Origin of the sequence: Brevundimonas sp. M20 (genome assembly GCF_006547065.1) — a bacterium.
Lineage (GTDB): Bacteria > Pseudomonadota > Alphaproteobacteria > Caulobacterales > Caulobacteraceae > Brevundimonas.
On record NZ_CP041243.1, the window covers coordinates 2,007,208 to 2,026,884 of the forward strand.

The following is a 19,677-nucleotide window of genomic DNA, read 5'->3' on the forward strand; positions in this document are numbered from 1 at the left end:
AACGGCGTGCGTCATTCGGGACAGGGGAGATCGGCGATGCAAGCGCTGATCGATTTGATCGCAGGCTTCATCGCCATGCTCGCCGCTGCGGCCCTGTCGCAGTTCGGCCTGGACATCGACGCCCCGCAAAAACCTGAACGCGAAATCCATCGTGTGCGCGAATGCGGCCCCGAGGCCCCCTCCGCCATGATCGCCGTCTCGAAAGATCAAAAACGCGAGTGTTGAGCGATTCCGGAATCGTCCGGGCTCGACTTTGCTCTGCGTGATTGACCCGCTAGGGTTCCATCGTCCCCCAGCGGGCGTCCTGCTGACGCCGTTCGAGACGAGATCAACGCCTGATGAAGCCTCCCCGCCAACGGCCGCCGCTGAAACTGTCTGATCCCGAGCCCGCGACGGAAGCGCAGACTGACGAGACGCCGACCACCGAAACGGTCGATGAAACGCCGTCGCCCGCCCGCGGCGAGCGCCCCATGTCCGAGCGTCGTCGGCGCCGTCTGGCCGAGGAACAACGTCTGGCCGCCCAGCGTGAGGTCGAGACGGTCGAACCCGCGGCCCGCCCCGCGCCGGAGCCCGAACCTGAACCGGCCGCTGAGACGTCGCCGGTCGAAATCCGCTTCCTGGCCGAAAGCGCTGACGCGCCCCCTGCCGCCTATGATCCGCCACCGGCGCCGGTCACCTCCGTGCGCCGCCGTGAGACCGCGCAGCCCTCGGGCCGTCACGCCTATCTGGTCGCCGGCGTCGCCGCGGCCCTGTGGATCGGCGGCGTCGCCGCCTGGGCCGCCTTCGAGATCGGCTCGGGTTCGGTCGACCTGGAGCCGCTGCGGATCGCGGTCTATGCGTTGATCGCGCTGGCTCCGGCCGGTCTGGCGATCATGCTGGCCCATGCCGTGCGTCAAGGCGCCGGTCTGGCCGCCGAGACCAAGCGCGCCCGCGATCTGTCCGAAGCCCTGATCGCGCCCACGGCTCTGGCCGCCCAGCGCACCGGCGAGGTTCTGCAGACCCTGCGCATGGACATCGACCAGGCCTCCCTTTCCGCTGAACGGGCCCGCAACGACATGGCCCTGCTCCGCGAAGCCCTGGCGCAGGAAACCGCGCGTCTGAACGAAGCCGCGGAGACCGCCGGCCGAACCGCCCGGCGCCTGGCCGAACAGCTCGGCGGCGAGCGGGACCAGATGCAAGCGCTCGGGACCGCCCTGGACAAGCAAGCCGCCGGTGTTCTGGATGCCGTCGAACGTCAGTCCCGCATGGTGGTGGACGCCTCCGATCTGGCACAGACCCAGTTGCGTGAAGCCGAGGCCGCCCTGGCCGCGCGCGCCGCCGATCTGGCCGCCGCCGCCGGAGAGGCCCAGGACGCCGCGCGCGTCGCCGCCGACGATCTGGCCCGCCAGACCCTGCGTCTCGAGAACGCCGGATCGGGCGTGGCCGAACAGATTCAGTCGGTCGAGGAAGGCTTGGGTCAGCAGCGCGCCGCCCTCGTCACGGCCGCCTACGCCCTGCGCACCGATCAGGAGGACTTCTCCGCCCAGGTCGAAAGCCAGCGCGCCCAGCTCAGCGAACAACTGTCCGCCGCCCGCGCCGCCGCCGGAGAGCTGGACGAGACCTCGACCCGCACGACCGAGAGCGTCAAGGATCTGGTCGAGGCCGCCACCGATCAGTTCAAGGCGCTGGTCGAGATGTCCCAGCGTGAGGCCGACGGCTTCGACGCGGCGACCAAGGTCGCCCTGGATCGCTTCGAGGCTCTGGCTGCCGAAGCCCGTGATGCCCTGGTCGAGGAAACCCGCCGGGCCCTGGCCGCCCTTCAGGCCACCGCCGAGGACTCCCGCATCGCCGCCGCTGAGGCCGCCGATCAGGCCCAACTGCGCGCCGACCGTCTGGGTGAGGCCATGTTCGAGGCTGCCCAGAAAGCCGACGCCGCCGCCGACTCCCGCGTCGAGACGGCTCGCCGCGTCGTCGCCGAGACCGGCAATCTGGTCGATCAGGCCGGTGAACGGGTGCTCGACAAGCTGGAACAGACCGTCAGCCGCATGGACGCCGCCCTCGCCCGCATCGACGAGGCCATCGGCGATCTTGATGATCGCGCCGGGCGCCTGCCCGAAGAAGCCCGCAAGCGGGTCGAGGAAGTCCGTAACACGGTCGAGGAAGGCCTCGCCGCCCTGTCCGCCGCTTCGCAGAAGGCCGCCGCCGACACCGAGGCGCTGGATGCCGGCTTCCAGGAGCGCGTGCGCCGCAACTACGACATGCTGACCGAGGCCGTGCGTCTGATGGGCGTGGTCTCCGGCGAAACCCCGACCACCCGCCGTCGTGAGCCCGCCGCACCGCCGCCTGAGCCCCGCACACCCCCGGCTGACGACGGCAAGGGCTTCGGCCTGCGCGGTCGTCTGAAGCTGGAGCCGACGCCGGTCGCGCCGTCCCAGCCGACACGACCGCTGGACTGGGCCGATCTGGTCGATGAAGGCCCCGCCGAGGCGCCGCTGGACCTCGACACCCCTGTCATGCCTCGAGGGGGCGGTGACGGCAATCTGGAGACGCTGACCCAGCGGGTGGTGACCGCCATCCGTCGGATGGGGGTCGATCCCAACGCCTTGCTGCCGCGCTCGCGGGTCGAGGAGGCGGCTCACGCCCTGACTGATCGCGATCCTGACAGGGCGCGCCAGATCGTGCGTCGGGTGGCTCCGGCCGCCGTGCGCAGCGTTTCGCGTCGCGTTCTGACCGACCCGGACCTGCGCGCTGACGCCGAGTCCTACGTCCGGGCATTCGGGCGCGAGTTGCAGGGCCACGCCGCCGCCGGAGACGGCCCGGCGATCCTCGGCCGACTGACATCGGACGGCGGACGGGCCTTCATGCTGCTGGACGCCGCCATCGGGGATCTGTCCTGACCGAGGCGCCGCGCAGACACGTTTGAAACCGGTGTTTTCGACTTGACGGAAAGGTCGGGATGCCGCCACCGTCCGCAACGTCACGTAAACGTCACGTAGTTAGTCCGGGTTCATGACCGCTCTCGATCAGATACCAACGGACACGCGTCCAGGCATCCTTATCTGCGCCTGGGAGGCTGAAGGCTCAGGCTGGGATCCGGTCGAGGACCTGTCCGGCGAACCCTGGAGCCCTGAGGGCGCGCGCACTGTTCCGGTGCCTTCCGCCGAACCGGACGCGCTGGCGTCCACCCTGTCGACCTATCTCAACGATGACCGTTGCCGGGCGCTGCTGCTGGTGGGACGGACGCGGAAGGCCGATGGCTTCCGCCTGCAGATGCGGGCCGAGAATCGCACGGCGGAAGGCACGCACCGTCCCGATGACGTCAGCCCCAGCGTCGCCCGCGCCACCGCCCCGGTGGGAGACATGGTCCGCGCTCTTCAGGAGGCGGGACTGGCCGCCGGAGCCACGTCGGAAGCCGAGGACGACGCCGGCAGCTATCTGCTCTATCGCGTACTGACCAGCCTGCCTGATGGTTCAGCGACGCCTGCTGTGGGTCTGCTGCGCGCGCCCGAGGACGAGTCCGACGACGCCGTGCAGCGCGCGGTCAAGGCCGCCGCCCAGGCCATCGCCCGGCATCTGGCGCCCCTGCCCCGCTCCCGCGCCTACTGACCGTCAGGCCAATCGGCGGCGCAGGGTCAGCGCCGCCAGCAAGCCGACCGCCGAGAGTCCCGCCATCGCCACATAGCCGCCCGCGCCAAACCGGTCGTACAACGGCCCCGACGCGGCTGTCGCCAGGCCGATCAGGAGACCGGCCGACAACACCGAACTGAGCGTCTGGGCGGCGGTCTGGCTGTCGCGCGGCGCCATCGTTTCGACCAGTTGCACGCCGGCAAGGAAGGTCGCGGCGAAGGTCAGGGCGTGCAGGGCCTGCAGCGGCCAGAGTAGCCAGAGCGGCGGCGCGAACGCCATCGCCGTCCACCGCACCACAGCCGCCGCCGCCCCGACCAGCAACAGCGGGAAGGGACCGATCCCCACCCGCCGCCGCCACGGCTCGAACAACCACATCAATCCCACCTCGACCACCACGCCGAAGGCCCACAGCTGGCCAGTCACCGCCTCGCTGATCCCCTGCGCCTTCCACAGGAGGGCCGAAAAACCGTACTGGAAGGCATGCGCCGCCTGCACGGCGCCGACAGCGAAGATGGCGGTCATGAAGACCGGATCGCGCAGCAGCAGCCCCAGCCCCTGGAAGCGATCCCGCTTTCGCAGCGGCGCACCCTCGCCGACCGGCTCTGCGGGCAGGATGAAGGCCCCCGCCGCCGCGATGGCCAGCCCCATCAGGGTGATCCAGATCACGATGGCATCCACCGGCGCGCCCAGCAGAACCGCCCCCATCCCGACATTGACCACCACGAAGGCCACCGAGCCGCAGCCGCGCGGAAGGGCGAAGGTGAACCCTTCCCTGGCCGCCAGTCGCAGGGTCAGCACGTCGCTGAGCGGAATCAGCGCCGCCGCCGCCGTCGCGCCGATGAACCAGAGCACCGCTTTCGCGAAGAAGCCGTCGATCAGTCCGGCGCCGCCGTAGCCCAGCGCCATCATCAGCCCCAGCAGGGCGATCGGCGCGCGACGGGTCCGGAAGCCGTCGGCCCAGACCGCCAGCAATGGCCCGGTCACCACACGTCCCAGCATGGGCGCCGCGAGCAACACGCCGATCTGCGCCCCGCTCAGACCATGGGCGCGAAACCACAGACTGGCGAACGGCAGACTCACGCCGCTGGCGCCGAAGAGCAACACGTACTGAAGGCCCATCCGGGCGGCGGCGTTCATCGCCGCGAAATAGCAGACGGCGACGCTTCTGTCGGCCAAAGTGAAATCGGCCGAGTTGGACACCGCCCAACTCAGCGCAGATTTCGGTCCGGCGTAATGCCGGGTCATTTTTTGGATTCCGGCCGTTCCGACCAGAAGCAAAAATGGTCTAGCGTCTGCGCATGTCGGTGAATCGAAATCTGGCGGCCTTCGCGGCCGTGAACGGGGCGATGGCGGTGGCGGTCGGCGCCTTCGCGGCCCATGGCGCCGGTCCGCAGATCAAGACCCTGCTGACCACAGGTGCGCAGTATCAGTTGGCCCACGCGTTGTTGGGGATCGCCTGCGCCCTTTGGCCCTCTCGACCACGGCTGGTGACGATCGCCGGCTGGATCGCCACGACCGGCGGAATGATCTTCGCCCTGTCGCTGACGCTTTATGGTTTCCTTCAGTCCATCGTCTTCATGATGATCACCCCGATCGGGGGAACGCTGATGATCGCCGCCTGGCTTTTGCTCGTTCTCGCCGCATTGCGGACCACCCGTTCAAACGCCTGATCCGGGCGAGCAGAAAGACCCGATTACAGTATGGCCTTCCCCTCGCCTGTCGCCCCGCGCCGTGACCTGTTCCCGGAAGTCGATTCCTACGCCTCCGGCTATATGAAGACAGGGGGCGTGCACGAGGTCTGGTACGAGGAAAGCGGCAATCCGCAGGGCCTGCCGGTCATCGTCCTGCACGGTGGCCCGGGCGGCGCGGTGAATCCCGGCATGCGCCGCTACTTTGATCCGAGGAAGTACCGCATCGTCATGTTCGACCAGCGCGGTTGTGGGAACAGCCGCCCGAACGCCTCGCTGGACGACAACACCACCTGGACCCTGATCGAGGACATCGAGCGTCTGCGGGAACTGCTCGGCATCGACAAATGGGCGGTGTTCGGCGGCAGCTGGGGTTCGACCCTGTCACTCGCCTACGCCATCACCCATCCCGAACGCTGCACGGCCCTGCTGCTGCGTGGCATCTTCCTGCTGACCAAACCCGAACTGCACTGGTTCTATCAGGACGGCGCCTCGCATCTGTTCCCGGACGCGTGGGAGCGGTTCATCGCCCCGATCCCGGAGGCCGAGCGTGGCGACCTGATGGGCGCCTACTACAAGCGGCTGATCGGCGACGACAAGGCCGAGCGCGAGCGTTGCGCCGTCGCCTGGTCCAGCTGGGAAGGCGAAACGGTCAGCGTCCAGGGCCCCGACGCCCGCCCCGACAAGTTCGCCGAACCCGAGTTCGCGGTCGCCTTCGCCCGGATCGAGAACTGGTACTTCACCAACGGCGGCTTCTTCCCCGAGGAAGGCTGGCTGCTGAAGAACGTTCACCGCATCCGCCACATCCCGTGCTGGATCGCCCAGGGCCGCTTCGACGTGGTGACGCCGATGACCAGCGCCTGGGCCCTGCATCGCGCCTGGCCGGAAGCGAAGCTCGACGTCATCCCTGACGCCGGCCACGCCTCATCCGAACCGGGCATCATCGACAGCCTGGTCCGCGCGACCGATTGGGCGGCATCACTCTAGAGGCAGTAGGGAACAGGCAGTAGGCACAGGAGCGGTTGCGAGGATTTGCGACCCTGCTGCCTACTGCCTACGCCTCACTTCGGATTGGTCTTCTCCACCAATTCCGACAGCTGGAAGCCGATCCGTTTCGCCTCGCGCTCCTGCGGCTTCTTGCGGGCGTCGAGCAGGACGTTGATCTGGGCGTAGTGCTGGATCAACCGGACCGGCCTGCCCTCGTTGTTCCGTCCAAGGAACATGATGAAGTCCGGTCCCCAGAAGCCGACATCCTCGATCTGCATCACCCCGTCACCGGGCAGACCCACGATGCGGGCGGCGATCTCTTCGTCCTTGTCGAGGCCCTTCTCATAGTCCTCGATCAGTTTGGACAGGCGCACAAAGGCCCATTCCGCGGGATTTTCGCGCATCCGCACCCCGTCGGTAAGCGCGGCCGCCTGGTCGGGCGTGGCGGTGGGAATGATCGGCTCGGGACAGGGCTTGTCGCCGCAGTCGGAGAACATGGAAGCCGGGGCGACGACAGGGCCGTCAGGCGCGGAGGGTTCGGACATGCCCTCAAACTAGGCATCGGCGGCGGGAGAAGCCAGCACGCCTCGATTGTCAATCAAGACAGCAAACAACCTGAATTTGACGCAGGCCCGACGGACGACCTAGCGTGGAGCCGGGCCGGAGGCGGTCTTCGGCCCCGAAACGGGAGACTGACCATGCGTAAACTCTTCGCGGTCGCCGCTCTGGCGGGCGGCCTGATGATCCCCCTCGCGGGCCCCTCGAACGCCCGGACCGTCATGGTCCACGAGTGCAACAGCGCCAGCATCGAAGCCATGATGTGCGGCGCCGAGTACGACTACGACGTTTCGATGTGCGACCTCGTCTCGCCGGGCGAGTACAACGCCTGCCGCGGCGAGGCGACGACCAAATGGGCGCGCTGCATGACCAGCTGTTGAGGCCGCCTCGTCTCCCCCGCCCGGCGGCGGGGGAGACACCGGATCAGAACAGGCTGTAACCGCCCTTGGGCAGCTCGGCGTAGCGGTGCACCCGCGTCGACAGGACCAGGCCGAAGCCGATCATCACCGTCATCATCGACGAACCGCCATACGACAGCAGCGGCATGGGCACACCCACGACCGGCGCCATCCCCATCACCATCGCGCCGTTGATCAGCACGAACAGGGCGAAGAAGGCCGTCATCCCGGCCGCTGAAATCCGCCCGAAGTGGCTGTGCGCAAGCGAGGCGATCCGCAGGGCGATCAGGATCAGCGCCACATAGCAGACCACCAGACTGAACGAGCCGAGGAAGCCGAACTCCTCCGCCACCGTCGAGAAAATGAAGTCGGTATGCCGCTCCGGCAGGAACTCCAGCTGGCTCTGGCTGCCCAGCCCGTATCCCTTGCCCATCACGCCGCCCGACCCCAGGGCGATCTTGGACTGGATGATGTTGTAGCCCGTGCCTGTCGGATCAGCCTCCGGGTTCAGGAAGGTCAGCACCCGGTTTCGCTGATAGTCGTGCATGCCGAACATCACGAATGGCGGAATGATCGCCACGGCGGCGGCGACGCCGGCGGCGATGATCCGCCAGCTCAGCCCCGCCATGAACATGATCACCGCACCCGTCAGGCCCAGGATCATGGCCGACCCGAGGTCCGGCTGTTTGGCGATCAGGATGAAGGGGACGCCGATCATGCCCGCGGGGACGATCAGCTTCCAGGACCAGCGCGCCTCTTGCGCGGTATGGCTGTGGTACCAGCGCGCCAGCGCCAGAACGAGCCCGATCTTCATGAACTCGGCGGGCTGGATGCGGGTGAAACCGAGGTTCAGCCAGTTCTTGGCGCCCGCGCCCGCGGGCTCATAGCCCAGCGGGGTGAACTCGATCATCAGCACAAGGATCAACAGGACGCCGTAGGTCGGATAGGCCGCGCGGAACCACCATTTCGGGTGCACCATCGCCAGCCCCAGCATGATGATCAGCAGGGCGCCGAAGCGGATCAGGTGATTGATCGCCCACGGCCGCCAGCTGCCGCCGGCGATCGAATACAGCATGGCGGCGCCGACACTGGCGATCACGCAGATCAGGCCGATCAGTCGCCAGTCCAGCTCGGCGATCTTGGTCGACAGCCGGTCGCGTTCCCCCGGACGGGTCAGGGCCGAGGCGGTCATTGGGGCGGCTCCGGCACATAGGGACGCGGACCAGAGGTCGCTGACGGCGCCGCGGGGGCGGCCGGCGGCGGCCGCAGGACTTCCGCCGCCTCCTGCCCGGTGACCTCTCCGCCGGGCGCGGCTCCGGCCTCGCCCTCGTCCGGCGTATCGACCGTGGCCTGGGGCGGCAGCGGACGCTCGATGCGCGCGCGCATGTCCGGATCCTTCAGCAGCACGGTCTTCATGATCTCGCGCGCCTTGGGCGCCGCGTCCGCCGCCCCGCCGGACGGCGCGTGCTGGATGATCAGGGCGATGGCGTAGCGCGGCGCATCGTGGGGGGCGAAGGCGACGAACAGGGCATGGTCGCGACGGGTCCAGACCGCGTCACGCGGTCCGCGCGACCCGGTGCCGTAGTCGCGCGACTGGGCGGTGCCGGTCTTGCCCGCCATCTGGATGTCGCCGAGCCCCAGCTGCGAGGCGCGGTAGGCCGTGCCCGTCACGTCGTTCGCCACGGCCTGCATGCCCGCCCGCACGATATCCAGGTGCTCGACGGAGATCGGAAGATCGCCGAAGTCATCGCCTTCGGGCCGGTTCACCCCACCGACTGACTTCACCAGCCGCGGCATGATCGCCTTGCGACCGTTGGCGATGCGCGAAACCATGACCGCCAGCTGAAGCGCGTTCACCGCCAGCGCGCCCTGCCCGATCGACACCGACAGGGTCTCACCCGGATACCAGGTGCCGTCATCATCCCACTTGGTGGCGGCGGCGTAGTCGCGCTTCCACTGGGTCGAGGGGACGATCCCCTTCGACTGACCCGCGATGCCGATATCGAAGGTGTGGCCGAAGCCCAGCTTGCCGGCGATGTCGGCGATCTTGTCGACGCCCGCCCGGTTGCACAGGTGATAGAAATAGGTGTCGCACGAGTTCTTGATGGCGTTGTGCATGTCCATCGAGCCGTGGCCGCCCCGTCGCCAGCAACGGAAGGTCCGGTTCCCGTAGCGATAGCCGCCGGTGCAGTTGACCCGTTCCTTGGGATCAATACCCGCCTCAAGGAAGGCCAGCGCCGTGGTCATCTTGAAGGTCGAGCCCGGCGGGAAGGTGCCGTAGATCGCCTTGTCCAGCAGCGGCTTGCGCTCGTAGTCGCGCAGGGCGTTGTAGACCCGGCTGGGCACGCCGCCGACAAACAGATTCGGATCAAACGACGGGGCCGAAACCATGCAGAGGATGTCGCCGTTGCGGACATCCATCACCACGCAGCCGCCGGACTCCTCGCCATAGACTTCCAACGCCCGGTTCTGGACGTCGGTGTCCAGCGTCAGCACGACATCCTTGCCGGGCTGTGCGGGGCGCGATCCGCCGATGTCCTCGGCCACCACGCGGCCGCGAGCATCGACCTCGACGCGGTTTCCGCCGGCCTCGCCTCGCAGATCGCTGTCAAAGGCCCGCTCCACCCCTTGGCGGCCGATACGGAAGCCGGGATTGTAGAGGATTTCCGGGACCTTCTCGCCCCGATCCTGAATGGCCTTGATGTCCCGATCATTGGGCTTGGCGACATAGCCGATGACGTGGGCGAAGGCGCCACCGTAGGGATAGAAGCGCGCCTCGTTCATGTCGGCCATCACGCCGGGCAGCTCATTGGCGTACAGATTGACCCGGGCGAACTCTTCCCAGGTCAGGTCAGACTTGACCGGCACCGGCGAGAAGCGGGGGGCGGCGTTGACCTCTCGGATGATGGTGCGACGGCGATCCAGCGTATCGGGCAGCAGGCGGCCCAGCAGGTCCAGCGTCTGATCCAGATCCTTGGTCTCGTCCCGCACCACCAGGACGCGGAAACTGGGACGGTTGCCCGCGATCACGATACCGTTTCGGTCGAGAATCCGCCCGCGCGGCGGCGGCACCAGACGGAAGTTGAACTGGTTCTGACTGGCGAGCGTCGCGTACTGGTGCGCCTGGAACACCTGCAACTGGGCAAGACGTCCGCCCAACGCCAGTCCGCCCAGCGTCATCAGACCGCCCAGCACGAAGGTGCGCCGCAGGAACGAGCCTTGGCGCTCATTCGGATCGGCGAAGAAGATGGACGGTTCCGAGCTCATCGGAACCTCACGTCGCCATCATCGAATTCCTCGACCATCCGGCTGGCGAACGGGAACAGCAGCAGGGTCGGCACGACCTGGCCGATCAACGCCAGAATACTGGGCATGTTGCCCGCCTTCAGGGAAACGATGGCGTAGGCGATCAGGAAGGCCAGCGCCGAACAGGACGCGTACCAGATGAACAGGACAGCCGTGTCCTGACCGATCAGGAATGAACGGGCGCCCAGCACGACCGCATAGACGGCCAGCAGGGCCAACGCCCACATGCCCAGCAGACCCTGCCCGCCCCAGAAGATGTCGAGGAACAGGCCGAGGGCGAACAGCACCAGCGGCGCGACCCAGGACGGGCGGATCAGCGGCCAGGCGAAGGCCAGCACCATCGGAACCACCGGCTCGGGCAGGCTGAGGCCGAACAGCTCTACCGGGGTCGCCAGAAGCAGGGTGACCGCGACCGCGATCAGGGCCGGATAAACGATCCACTGCAGCGGCCCGACGACGCGGACCGTGACGCCGCGTTTCATTCGGTTGCTCCCGGCGGCGTCTGCTGCGTCGCCGGCTGGGCGGGCGGCGGCGCGGCCGGACGGGCCGGAGGCGGCCCGGCGGGCTGGCGGACCGGAGCCTGAGCCTGAGCGGGCGGCGGTGCGGCATTGGCGGCGCGCACCCGCTCCGCCTGCGCCTGCGCGGCGGCGGTTCGGCGGGCGGCTGCGTCATTGATCGCAGCGACCTGGGACCCGGTCGCATCCGGCAGGGTGTCCAGCGCGGCCAGCGGCGGCGCGTTCAGGTCGGCGCCGCCGACCAGCTGACCGAAGTCCTCGAACAGCAGGACCTTCACATAGTCGATAGCGCCGCGGTCGCTGAACAGCTTGACCCGCCAGGAGCCGTCGATGCCCTTGGCCGCCACGCCGATCGGCACGCCGCGCGGGTAACCGCCGCCGTCGCCCGAGGTCAGGATGCGGTCGCCCGGCTGCACCGAGCCCACGCCCCGCACGAACTCCAGTCGCGGATTGCCCGAGCCGTCGCCCGTCAGGATGGCGCGCGCGTCGGTGCGGTCGATCAGCACCGGCGTCCGGCTGGCCACGTCGGTGAGCAGCAGCATGCGGCTGACATTGCCCGACGTTCCGACCACGCGGCCGACCAGGCCGTGTTCGTTGATGACGGGATTGCCGATCTTCACGCCCTTGGCGGCGCCGGTGTCCAGCAGACGGGCATTGGAGAAGGGCCCGCGCGAATCCGACACCGATCGCGCCGTCAGCATCGGCACCGCGGGCTCGGGCCTCAGACCCAGCATCGCCTCATAGCGGGCGTTGATGTTCTTCAGGGCGATGGCCTGATCCCGCCAGGGCTCAAGCTCGGCCAGTTCACGCTTCAGGCGACGGTTCTCGGACACGGCGAAGAAGTAGCCGCCGATGTAGTCGCTGACATGGCCGAACCAGCGCACCGGAGCGGCGAAGACGCCGCCGACAGGGCCGGAGACCGTCTCCACGCCCGCGCGCGCCGGCTGGTAGGGGGACGCCTCGGCGCCGTTGTCACTGAACAGCAAGAACACCGCGAGCACCGCCGCCACAGCGACAGACACGGCCGCGGTCCAGACCAGCGGCACCTTGATGTTCTCGAACGGTCCGTCGCGAAACGCCACGGCGCGCCTTCCTCAAAATAGGGAATCGGTGGGACGCCCCCGCCGATCTGCCGAGCCTATCGCAAAATACACGCCAGTTGGAAACCGGCGTAATCCCCGTAATGACGGGGATTTGAGGCCTTTTCCGGAACCGGCTCCTACAGAGCCGAGTCCAGCACGCCCTTCATCCAGCGCGGATGCTCCAGAACGCGGCCGCAACCGATGGCCACGCAGGAGAGCGGATCGTCGGCGACCGAGACCGGCAGGCCGGTGTGATCACGGATTTCGGCGTCCAGACCGCGCAGCAGCGCGCCGCCGCCGGTCAGCATGATGCCCTTGTCGGCGATGTCCGCGGCCAGTTCCGGCGGCGTGGCTTCCAGGGCCACCTTCACGGCTTCGACGATCTGCGAAACCGGCTCGGCCAGCGCTTCGGCGGCCTGACGTTCCGAGATGCGAACCTCGCGCGGCACGCCCTGCATCAGGTCGCGGCCCTTCACGTCGATCGACAGGCCTTCGCCGTCGGCCGGGATGCGGGCGGTGCCGATGTCCTTCTTGATGCGCTCGGCGGTCGTTTCGCCGATCAGCAGGTTATGGTTGCGACGCATGTAGCTGATGATGCTGTCGTCCATCTTGTCGCCGCCGACGCGGACCGAACGCGAATAGACGATGCCCGACAGCGACAGGACGGCCACCTCGGTGGTGCCGCCGCCGATGTCGACGACCATCGAGCCGGTCGGTTCATGGATCGGCAGGCCGGCGCCGATCGCGGCGGCCATCGGCTCGTCGATCAGGCCGACGCGGCGGGCGCCGGCATTCAGGCAACTGTCGTTGATCGCGCGACGCTCGACGGCGGTGGCGCCCGACGGCACGCAGACGATGATCTTCGGGTTCACGAAGCCGCGGCGGTTATGCACCTTGCGGATGAAGTGCTTGATCATCTCTTCGGCGACCTCGAAGTCGGCGATGACCCCGTCACGCATGGGACGGATGGCTTCCATGTGGCCCGGGGTGCGGCCCAGCATCTGCTTGGCTTCGATACCGACAGCGTGGACGATCTTGCGGCCACCCACGTTACGCAGGGCGACGACGGACGGTTCGTTCAGAACGATGCCCTTGCCCTTCATGTAGATCAGGGTGTTGGCGGTGCCGAGATCGATGGCGATATCGTTCGAGATCGAGCCGAAGATGTGGGAGAACATGGGCCTGGGATACCGTTCGTTCGAGCCTTGAGGGCGTGCGTTTAACTCGATCTGCTTCGGCGACGCCCCGGCTTCGCGTATCCCCATACGCGCCGCCTCCTGATCGTCTTCGCCTGACCGACCGAGGGCTCGTTTGCCCGTGTGCGGAGGCGATTACAAGCCCCGTGACCACAGCTTGGTCCCGGAAGGGGGACAGGTTGTTCACGATAGTGTCAAGGCGACGCCCTGCCCCACCCCCATCGCGCACCGATTGCAAAGTCTATCCGTCCGCATTCGGACGATGAGCCGCCGCTCCGATGTCAGTCCTCGCTGACGCCCGCCGCCTTCTCGCGCCGTTTGACGAACTCGCGCACGGCCAGCATCAGCCCCAGCCAGACCACCGCCACCGCCGCCAGGATCAGCGAGGTCCAGACGCCGTCGCCGCTGACCGCCGACACCACCGCCCCGCCGAAAAAGGCCACCAGCGCCGTCTTGGGCAGGACGCCCAGCGCGCACCCGGCCAGATAGGTCCAGAAATTCGCCCGCGTCGCCCCGAAGGCCATGTTGACCACGATGAAGGGCGCGGACGGCACATTGCGGATCATGAAGCTGGCGTAGAAGGCGTTGCGCCCGACAAACCGCTTCAACCGGTCCAGCGTCCGACTGTCGAACCGGTCGATCAGCCGGGCGGTCGGTCCCCGGCCCAGCCAGTAGGTCACCCCCGCCGACACCACCGTCGCCACCCAGCTGTAGGCGAATCCCAGGTTCGGCCCGAAGGCCACCACGCAGGCGGCGATCAGGATGAACTGCGGCGCGCCGATGAAGGCCGACACCACGAACAACACCACCGTCGCCGCGAAGGCCCACGGACTGCCCGCATAGCCTTGCAGCCAGGCCTCCAGCTTCTCCTCGGCGTCCAGCCCCAGCTGCGTCTTGCCGAGCGCCAGCAATCCGAGGGTCGCGCCCAGCAACAGCACGGTCGCCAGCACCACCTTCCAGCGGCGGGCTTCCATATTGAGGATAAAATCGAGGATGCGGCGCAAGGATCTGTCCCGGCTCAGGGGCGAGCCGGGCCATTTGCACGGACTGCCCCCGCCCGTTCAAGCGCCCTGATCCAGCATTCGCTCCAGCGTGCCCAGCTCATCGGCCTCGGCGGCGGGCTTGTCCCAGCGGATGCGACTGATGCGGGGGAAGCGCATGGCGACGCCGGACTTGTGCCGCTTGGACCGCTGAAGGCCCTCAAAGGCGACCTCCAACACCAGTCCGAAGTCCCGTCCTGCCCTGACCGACCGCACCGGCCCGAACCGCTCGACGGTGTTGTCGCGAACGAACTTGTCCAGTTGCTTCAGCTCCTCATCGGTGAAGCCGAAATAGGCCTTGCCCACCGGCGTCAGGGCCGGAACGCCGTCCGCGCCTTCCGTCCAGACCCCGAAGGTGAAATCGGAATAGAAGCTGGACCGCTTTCCATGCCCACGCTGGGCATACATCAGCACCGCGTCGATCAGGTGCGGATCGCGCTTCCACTTGAACCATGGGCCCTTGGGGCGACCGGCCTCATAGACACTGTCGAGCCGCTTGAGCATCAGCCCCTCGGCCGCGAGCGGATCGCCCTCCGGCGGATCGGCGCGGATCGCCGCCAGTTCCTCCCAACTGTCGAACGAAACCAGAGGTGACAGGTCCAGTCGCTCGGACCCAGCCGCCGCCACGAACCGCTCCAGCCGCGCCCGCCGCTCCACGAACGGCAGGGCGCGCAGGTCCTCGCCATCGGCGGCCAGCAGGTCATAGGCCCGGATGCCCGCCGGGTGGGCGGCGATCAGCTTGGGATCGGCCACCTTGCGGTTCAGCCGCTGCTGCAGGTCGCCGAACGCCCCCACCCTGCCCTCGCGCAGCACCAGCAACTCGCCGTCGATCACGCCCTCATAGTTCAGCGCCGCCAGCACATCGGGAAAGGCCGGCGACACGTCCTCGCCGGTCCGGCTGTAGAGACGCTTCACCCCGCCCTCGCTGACGGCCTGCACACGGATGCCGTCCCACTTCCACTCGGCCGCGTAGGCGGCGGGGTCCAGCCGGGCGAAATCGACCGCTTCATCGATCGGCTGGGCCAGCATGACCGGCCGGAACCGCCCATGCGCCTCGGCCAACGGTCGTTCCGCCTTGCCGTCCAGCCAGGCCAGCAGATCGGCATAGGGCGGGCTCTGGGCGTGCCAGACCTCCTGGATGTCCGCGACCTCGACCCCGCCGAAGTCCGCCGCCGCCTGCCAGGCCAGCCGCGCCGACACCCCGACCCGAAGGCCGCCGGTGACCAGCTTCAACAGCGCCCACCGCCCGTCGGCGTCCAGCGCATCCAGCCAGCCCTCCAGCAGTCCCTGCACCGCGCCGCGCTTCGCCTCGCGCAGGGCGTCGATCACCTCGGACAGCTCCGGCTCACGGTTGGCCCCGTGCCGGGCCGGCCAGATCAGCGCCGCCGTCTCGGCCAGATCGCCGACATAGTCATAAGACAGGCGGAACAGGTCCGGATCGACCCGCGCCTCGACCGCCGCCCGGATCATCGCCGGCTTGGCCGCATTGAACGAGAGCGCCCCGGTAAGGGCGGCCAGCGCCCAGCCGCGATCCGGGTCCGGGGCCTCAGCCAGATGGTCGCGGATCAGCTTCAGCTTGGCGTTCCGGGACGACGTCAGCGACAGCCGGTCCAGCAGGGCGGCGAAGGCGCGCATCAGTCGTCGTCCTCGTCTTCATAGCCCACCAGATGCAGCGCCCGCGCCTTCAGCCCGTTCAGCTCGGCCCAGCGCCGCAGGGCGTCGTCCCGCCCGTGGGTGATCCAGGTCTCCTGCGGCGCCAGCTCGGTCAGGGTGGCGGTCAGTTCGTCCCAGTCCGCGTGGTCCGACAGCACCAGCGGCAGTTCCACGCCCCGCTGCCGGGCTCGCGCCCTCACGCTCATCCAGCCCGAGGCGAAAGCCGTCACCGGATCGGGGAAGCGGCGGCTCCAGCGGTCGGCGATGGCCGAAGGCGGGGCGATGACGATCCGCCCGGCGAAATCCGCCTTGGAGCCCGTCGCGGGCGCCAGCGGCCCCAGATTGACGCCGAAATGCTCATACAGCCGGTTCAGCCTCTCCAGCGCCCCGTGGACATAGATCGTCTCGTCATAGCCCGCCTCGCGCAGTAGCCGGATCACCCGCTGCGCCTTGCCCAAGGCATAGGCCCCGACCAGATGCGCCCGTTCCGGGAACTGGACCACCGAGCGCAGCAACCGCCCGATCTCATGACTGTCCGGCGGATGGCGGAAGACCGGCAGGCCGAAGGTCGCCTCGGTGATGAAGACATCGCTGGGCACAGGCTCGAACGCCGCGCAGGTCGGGTCGCGCCGCCGCTTGTAGTCGCCGGACGCCGTAATGGTCAGCCCGCCCTGCCGCACCGTCGCCTGCGCAGAACCCAGCACATGGCCTGCGGGGGCCAGCGACACCTCTACCCCGCCGACCATCAGCCGCTCGCCATAGGCCAGCGCCTGTGTCGACCCCGCGAAATCCTTTCCGTAGCGCTCGCCCATGATCGCCAGCGTCTCCGGCGTGGCCAGCACAGCGCCATGCCCGGCGCGGGCGTGGTCGGCGTGGCCATGGGTGATGACGGCGCGATCCACCGGCCCCGGCGGGTCGATGAAGAACCCGCCCTCCGGGCACCAAAGCCCCTGCGGCGTCGGGCGCAGCACGGCTTCAGGCAGGATTGTCCGGTTCGGGCTCATGCGTCTCCGACAGCAAAGGCGGTCATCCGAAACGCGGCAAGCCGAAAAGGTGTCCCGTCACCTCGCCCGGCACACATCCTGCGGCGTGGCGCCCGCGCCCTGCCCCCAGTGGGCGCGGTCCGCCCGGTCGGTCAGGCGCAGGTCGATCCGTCCGCCGGCCTTCAGCTGATCCCAGTCCAGCCAGACCCGGTCGAAGGCCTGACCGTTCAGGCGGGCGCCCGAGACATACTGGACCCGCTCGCCGGTCGCGCCGGGGGCGTTGATGCTCAGGGTGCGGCCCTGGCCCAGATCGATCTCGACCTGTTCGAAACGCGGCGTCCCGACCAGAAGCTCGCCTGTTCCCGGCATGCCCGGATACAGGCCCACCGCCCCGAAAAGATACCAGGCCGACATCGTCCCCAGATCGTCATTGCCGGTCACGCCGTTGGGCGCGTTGGTGAACAGGGTCTGGGCCGCGCGGACCACCGCCGCCGTGCGATCAGGCCGCCCCAGCAGGGTGTAGATCCACGGGGTGTGCATGGTCGGCTCGTTGTTCGGATTGTACCGGTGCTGGCCATAGTAGGCGTAGGGCCCTGCCACCCACTCGGCGCGGGCGCTCGTGGGATCGGCGGAGATCTTGTCGAAAGCGAAGAAGCGATCCAGCCGCGCCAGCGTCCGCTCACGCCCGCCCATCGCCTCGGTCAGCCCCGCCACATCCTGCGGGACCAGCCACTGGTACTGCCAGGCCGTACCCTCATGGAAGCCGTAGTGGGAGGTCGGATCATAGGCGCCGGCCGGCGGCGTGAACCATTCCCCGTCCTCCATGCGCGGGCGCGGGAAGCCGGTGAAGTCGCTCTCGCCGTCGGCCACCGAGGCGTCCCAGACATTGCGCCAGTTGCCGCCTCGACGACGCAGGATCGCCGCATCCGCCGTCTGGCCCAGCGCCGCGCCCATGATCGACAGAGAACAGTCGCCCAGTGCGTACTCCATGGTCGCAGACCCGGCGTGGTGTGGATCGGAGTCCATCCCTTTCGAGGGGTGCGCCCGGTCGAACTGGATATAGCCCTCGGCCAGATAGTGCGGATTGCCCGCCCGGCCGTCGTGGCGCGAGTTCAGCGGCGGATTGCCGAAGGCGTTGCGACGCAGCGCGGCCCATGCCTGCTGTTCCCGGCCCTCCAGCGCCCCATAGCGCCACAGGTCGACCATGAAGGGCGTCACCGGATCGCCGGTCATCACATTGGTCTCGAAGCTGGCGTAGCCCCAGCGCGGCAGCCAGCCGCCCTGTTCGCCGATGGCCAGCACCGACCGCGCGATGTCCCTCGCCCGCTCCGGCTTCAGTATGGCCAGCAGCTGGTTCTGGGACCGGTAGGTGTCCCACAGCGAGAAATACTCGTGATAGGTCCAGCCGTCCGCGACGTGGATTTGATCGTCATAGCCGCGGTAGCGCCCGTCGGCGTCGCTGCCGGTCATGGGTTGCAGCAGGGCGTGATACAGGGCCGTGTAGAAGACGGCGCGGTCGTCACGCGTCCCGCCGCTGACCCGGACCGACCTCAGTTCCCGGTTCCAGACCTCCTGCGCCGCCTCTCGCATGGCGTCGAAGCTCAACAGTTGACCGTCGCGCCGCCCCTCGGCGTCCAGATTGCCCCTCGCCCCCGCCTGATCGACGTGCGAGATGGCGCTGATCGCCGTCACGGCCTGCCCGCCCGCCAGATCAAACGTCACCCAGGCGCCGTTCCTGGGGTCGTGCTCGCTCTCCATGCTGAAGCGCGCGCCCGGCGTGCCGCCCGCCTGTCCCCAGACGCCGAAGCCGGTGAAGGGCCGGTCGAACTCGATGCGGAACCAGGTCGAATACTGGTGGCCGCCGCAGAAGCTCATCGTCGTCACCTTGCCCTCGACCGCGCGGTCGCCGACGACGCGGATCTGGCTGCCGATGACCCGGTGCCGCTCATTGGCCTGACTGACGTTGATCAGGACATGGCCCTGCGTCTGGCCCGGCGCGAAGGTGTAGCGCTCGGCCGCCGCCCGGGTCAGGGCCGTCGCCTCCACGTCGATGCCGCCGTAATCGGTCAGCCTGACGCGATAGTAGCCCGCCTGCCCCACCTCTCCCTCGTGGGTGTAGCGGGAGGCATAGGCCTTGTGATCGAAGCTGTTGGCCTTGGTGGTGTCGAACGTCCCGCCCGGGGTGATGGAGCCGGTCACCGGCAGGACCGACACCTGCCCGCCCTGCTCCCAGCAGCCGGCGCCCGAGATGAAGGAGCGCCCGAAGCCCCGTATCGTCTCGTCGTCATAGCGATAGCCCGCATAGTGCGAGCCGATCGGGCTGACCTGAATCAGGCCGAAGGGGGCCGAGGCGCCGGGGAAGGTGTTCCCCTCGTCCCGCGTGCCGATGAAGGTGTTGACGGTCTGAGGCAGCGTCCGGTCATTCCGGACCGACGCCGCCGTCACAGGCTGCGCCAGCCCCAGCAAAACCACGGCCGCCGCCATCGCCTGTCCGAACCGGACCGCGTTCCGCCACCCCATCGCTTCCTCCCCGAAGCCCTGATTTGTCAGGCCGGTTCTAGGGCGATGCGGCGACGGTGTGAACCGTCTGTATCAAACGCAAGGAACCGTAGCGTCTCGTCATTTGCTCCCCCCTTCGCAACTGCGTAATGAGGGCCGCCGTTCA

General features: G+C 68.4%; 17 protein-coding genes. 6 read left to right on the top strand and 11 right to left on the bottom strand.

The window, feature by feature from the left end:
- Nucleotides 1–36: 36 nt before the first annotated feature.
- The 3 genes from FKQ52_RS09730 (at nt 37) to FKQ52_RS09740 (ending at nt 3,585) form a co-directional block, all read left to right on the top strand.
- Nucleotides 37–225 carry a hypothetical protein gene (locus tag FKQ52_RS09730; protein ID WP_141627001.1) on the top strand — a complete coding sequence of 63 codons (189 nt, stop codon included), beginning with the start codon at nt 37–39 and terminating at the stop codon, nt 223–225.
- Between the two features lie 113 nt (nt 226–338).
- Complete coding sequence (locus FKQ52_RS16830) at nt 339–2,876, top strand: tipN (protein WP_141627002.1); 2,538 nt, start codon at nt 339–341, stop codon at nt 2,874–2,876.
- A 112-nt stretch (nt 2,877–2,988) separates the two neighbouring features.
- Nucleotides 2,989–3,585 carry a hypothetical protein gene (locus FKQ52_RS09740; protein ID WP_141627003.1) on the top strand — a complete coding sequence of 199 codons (597 nt, stop codon included), beginning with the start codon at nt 2,989–2,991 and terminating at the stop codon, nt 3,583–3,585.
- Nucleotides 3,586–3,588: 3 nt separating this feature from the next.
- Here the strand turns inward: FKQ52_RS09740 and FKQ52_RS09745 are convergent, their stop codons facing one another.
- Nucleotides 3,589–4,782, bottom strand: a complete 1,194-nt coding sequence (locus FKQ52_RS09745) for an MFS transporter (RefSeq protein WP_370450941.1) — start codon at nt 4,780–4,782, stop codon at nt 3,589–3,591.
- A gap of 122 nt (nt 4,783–4,904) precedes the next feature.
- Here FKQ52_RS09745 and FKQ52_RS09750 point away from each other — a divergent pair, with 122 nt between their 5' ends.
- Nucleotides 4,905–5,276: a DUF423 domain-containing protein gene (locus tag FKQ52_RS09750; RefSeq protein WP_141627004.1), complete on the top strand. Its 372-nt coding sequence runs from the start codon at nt 4,905–4,907 to the stop codon at nt 5,274–5,276.
- A 30-nt stretch (nt 5,277–5,306) separates the two neighbouring features.
- Nucleotides 5,307–6,281: a prolyl aminopeptidase gene (pip, locus tag FKQ52_RS09755; RefSeq protein ID WP_141627005.1), complete on the top strand. Its 975-nt coding sequence runs from the start codon at nt 5,307–5,309 to the stop codon at nt 6,279–6,281.
- A 74-nt stretch (nt 6,282–6,355) separates the two neighbouring features.
- Here the strand turns inward: pip and FKQ52_RS09760 are convergent, their stop codons facing one another.
- Nucleotides 6,356–6,826, bottom strand: coding sequence for a DUF6173 family protein (locus tag FKQ52_RS09760; RefSeq protein ID WP_141627006.1), 471 nt, complete (start codon nt 6,824–6,826; stop codon nt 6,356–6,358).
- A gap of 153 nt (nt 6,827–6,979) precedes the next feature.
- On the opposite strand from FKQ52_RS09760, the gene FKQ52_RS09765 reads away from it, so the two are divergent.
- Entirely contained in the window at nt 6,980–7,219 is a 240-nt protein-coding gene (locus FKQ52_RS09765) for a hypothetical protein (protein WP_141627007.1), read from the top strand.
- A gap of 43 nt (nt 7,220–7,262) precedes the next feature.
- Here the strand turns inward: FKQ52_RS09765 and rodA are convergent, their stop codons facing one another.
- From rodA to FKQ52_RS09810, 9 genes are all read right to left on the bottom strand, one after another.
- On the bottom strand, nt 7,263–8,429 hold the full coding sequence (gene rodA / locus FKQ52_RS09770) for a rod shape-determining protein RodA (RefSeq protein WP_141627008.1): 1,167 nt from the start codon (nt 8,427–8,429) through the stop codon (nt 7,263–7,265).
- Nucleotides 8,426–10,504 carry a penicillin-binding protein 2 gene (gene mrdA, locus FKQ52_RS09775; protein WP_141627009.1) on the bottom strand — a complete coding sequence of 693 codons (2,079 nt, stop codon included), beginning with the start codon at nt 10,502–10,504 and terminating at the stop codon, nt 8,426–8,428. Before mrdA ends, rodA begins: the two co-directional genes overlap by 4 nt.
- Complete coding sequence (locus tag FKQ52_RS09780) at nt 10,501–11,025, bottom strand: DUF4175 domain-containing protein (protein WP_141627010.1); 525 nt, start codon at nt 11,023–11,025, stop codon at nt 10,501–10,503. The genes mrdA and FKQ52_RS09780 overlap by 4 nt, the downstream gene beginning before the upstream one ends.
- A complete protein-coding gene (gene mreC, locus FKQ52_RS09785; RefSeq protein ID WP_141627011.1) occupies nt 11,022–12,140 on the bottom strand; it encodes a rod shape-determining protein MreC in 1,119 nt (372 codons plus the stop codon). Before mreC ends, FKQ52_RS09780 begins: the two co-directional genes overlap by 4 nt.
- A 137-nt stretch (nt 12,141–12,277) precedes the next feature.
- The gene (locus tag FKQ52_RS09790; protein ID WP_141627012.1) at nt 12,278–13,318 is read right to left on the bottom strand and encodes a rod shape-determining protein; all 1,041 of its coding nucleotides are present in this window, start codon (nt 13,316–13,318) and stop codon (nt 12,278–12,280) included.
- A 299-nt stretch (nt 13,319–13,617) separates the two neighbouring features.
- Complete coding sequence (locus FKQ52_RS09795) at nt 13,618–14,340, bottom strand: TVP38/TMEM64 family protein (protein WP_240811611.1); 723 nt, start codon at nt 14,338–14,340, stop codon at nt 13,618–13,620.
- 57 nt (nt 14,341–14,397) lie between these two features.
- The gene (locus FKQ52_RS09800; RefSeq protein WP_141627013.1) at nt 14,398–16,011 is read right to left on the bottom strand and encodes a cisplatin damage response ATP-dependent DNA ligase; all 1,614 of its coding nucleotides are present in this window, start codon (nt 16,009–16,011) and stop codon (nt 14,398–14,400) included.
- Nucleotides 16,011–17,033, bottom strand: a complete 1,023-nt coding sequence (locus tag FKQ52_RS09805) for a ligase-associated DNA damage response exonuclease (RefSeq protein WP_141627014.1) — start codon at nt 17,031–17,033, stop codon at nt 16,011–16,013. The genes FKQ52_RS09800 and FKQ52_RS09805 overlap by 1 nt, the downstream gene beginning before the upstream one ends.
- Before the next feature lie 57 nt (nt 17,034–17,090).
- Nucleotides 17,091–19,532, bottom strand: a complete 2,442-nt coding sequence (locus FKQ52_RS09810) for a GH92 family glycosyl hydrolase (protein WP_168196824.1) — start codon at nt 19,530–19,532, stop codon at nt 17,091–17,093.
- Between the last annotated feature and the right edge of the window lie 145 nt (nt 19,533–19,677).

Coding starts and splice junctions, on each gene's coding strand:
- FKQ52_RS09730 (WP_141627001.1), top strand. CDS start 37: ATGCAAGCGCTGATCGATTTGATCGCAGGCTTCATCGCCATGCTCGCC.
- FKQ52_RS16830 (WP_141627002.1), top strand. CDS start 339: ATGAAGCCTCCCCGCCAACGGCCGCCGCTGAAACTGTCTGATCCCGAG.
- FKQ52_RS09740 (WP_141627003.1), top strand. CDS start 2,989: ATGACCGCTCTCGATCAGATACCAACGGACACGCGTCCAGGCATCCTT.
- FKQ52_RS09750 (WP_141627004.1), top strand. CDS start 4,905: ATGTCGGTGAATCGAAATCTGGCGGCCTTCGCGGCCGTGAACGGGGCG.
- pip (WP_141627005.1), top strand. CDS start 5,307: ATGGCCTTCCCCTCGCCTGTCGCCCCGCGCCGTGACCTGTTCCCGGAA.
- FKQ52_RS09760 (WP_141627006.1), bottom strand. CDS start 6,826: ATGTCCGAACCCTCCGCGCCTGACGGCCCTGTCGTCGCCCCGGCTTCC.
- FKQ52_RS09765 (WP_141627007.1), top strand. CDS start 6,980: ATGCGTAAACTCTTCGCGGTCGCCGCTCTGGCGGGCGGCCTGATGATC.
- rodA (WP_141627008.1), bottom strand. CDS start 8,429: ATGACCGCCTCGGCCCTGACCCGTCCGGGGGAACGCGACCGGCTGTCG.
- mrdA (WP_141627009.1), bottom strand. CDS start 10,504: ATGAGCTCGGAACCGTCCATCTTCTTCGCCGATCCGAATGAGCGCCAA.
- FKQ52_RS09780 (WP_141627010.1), bottom strand. CDS start 11,025: ATGAAACGCGGCGTCACGGTCCGCGTCGTCGGGCCGCTGCAGTGGATC.
- FKQ52_RS09790 (WP_141627012.1), bottom strand. CDS start 13,318: ATGTTCTCCCACATCTTCGGCTCGATCTCGAACGATATCGCCATCGAT.
- FKQ52_RS09800 (WP_141627013.1), bottom strand. CDS start 16,011: ATGCGCGCCTTCGCCGCCCTGCTGGACCGGCTGTCGCTGACGTCGTCC.
- FKQ52_RS09805 (WP_141627014.1), bottom strand. CDS start 17,033: ATGAGCCCGAACCGGACAATCCTGCCTGAAGCCGTGCTGCGCCCGACG.
- FKQ52_RS09810 (WP_168196824.1), bottom strand. CDS start 19,532: ATGGGGTGGCGGAACGCGGTCCGGTTCGGACAGGCGATGGCGGCGGCC.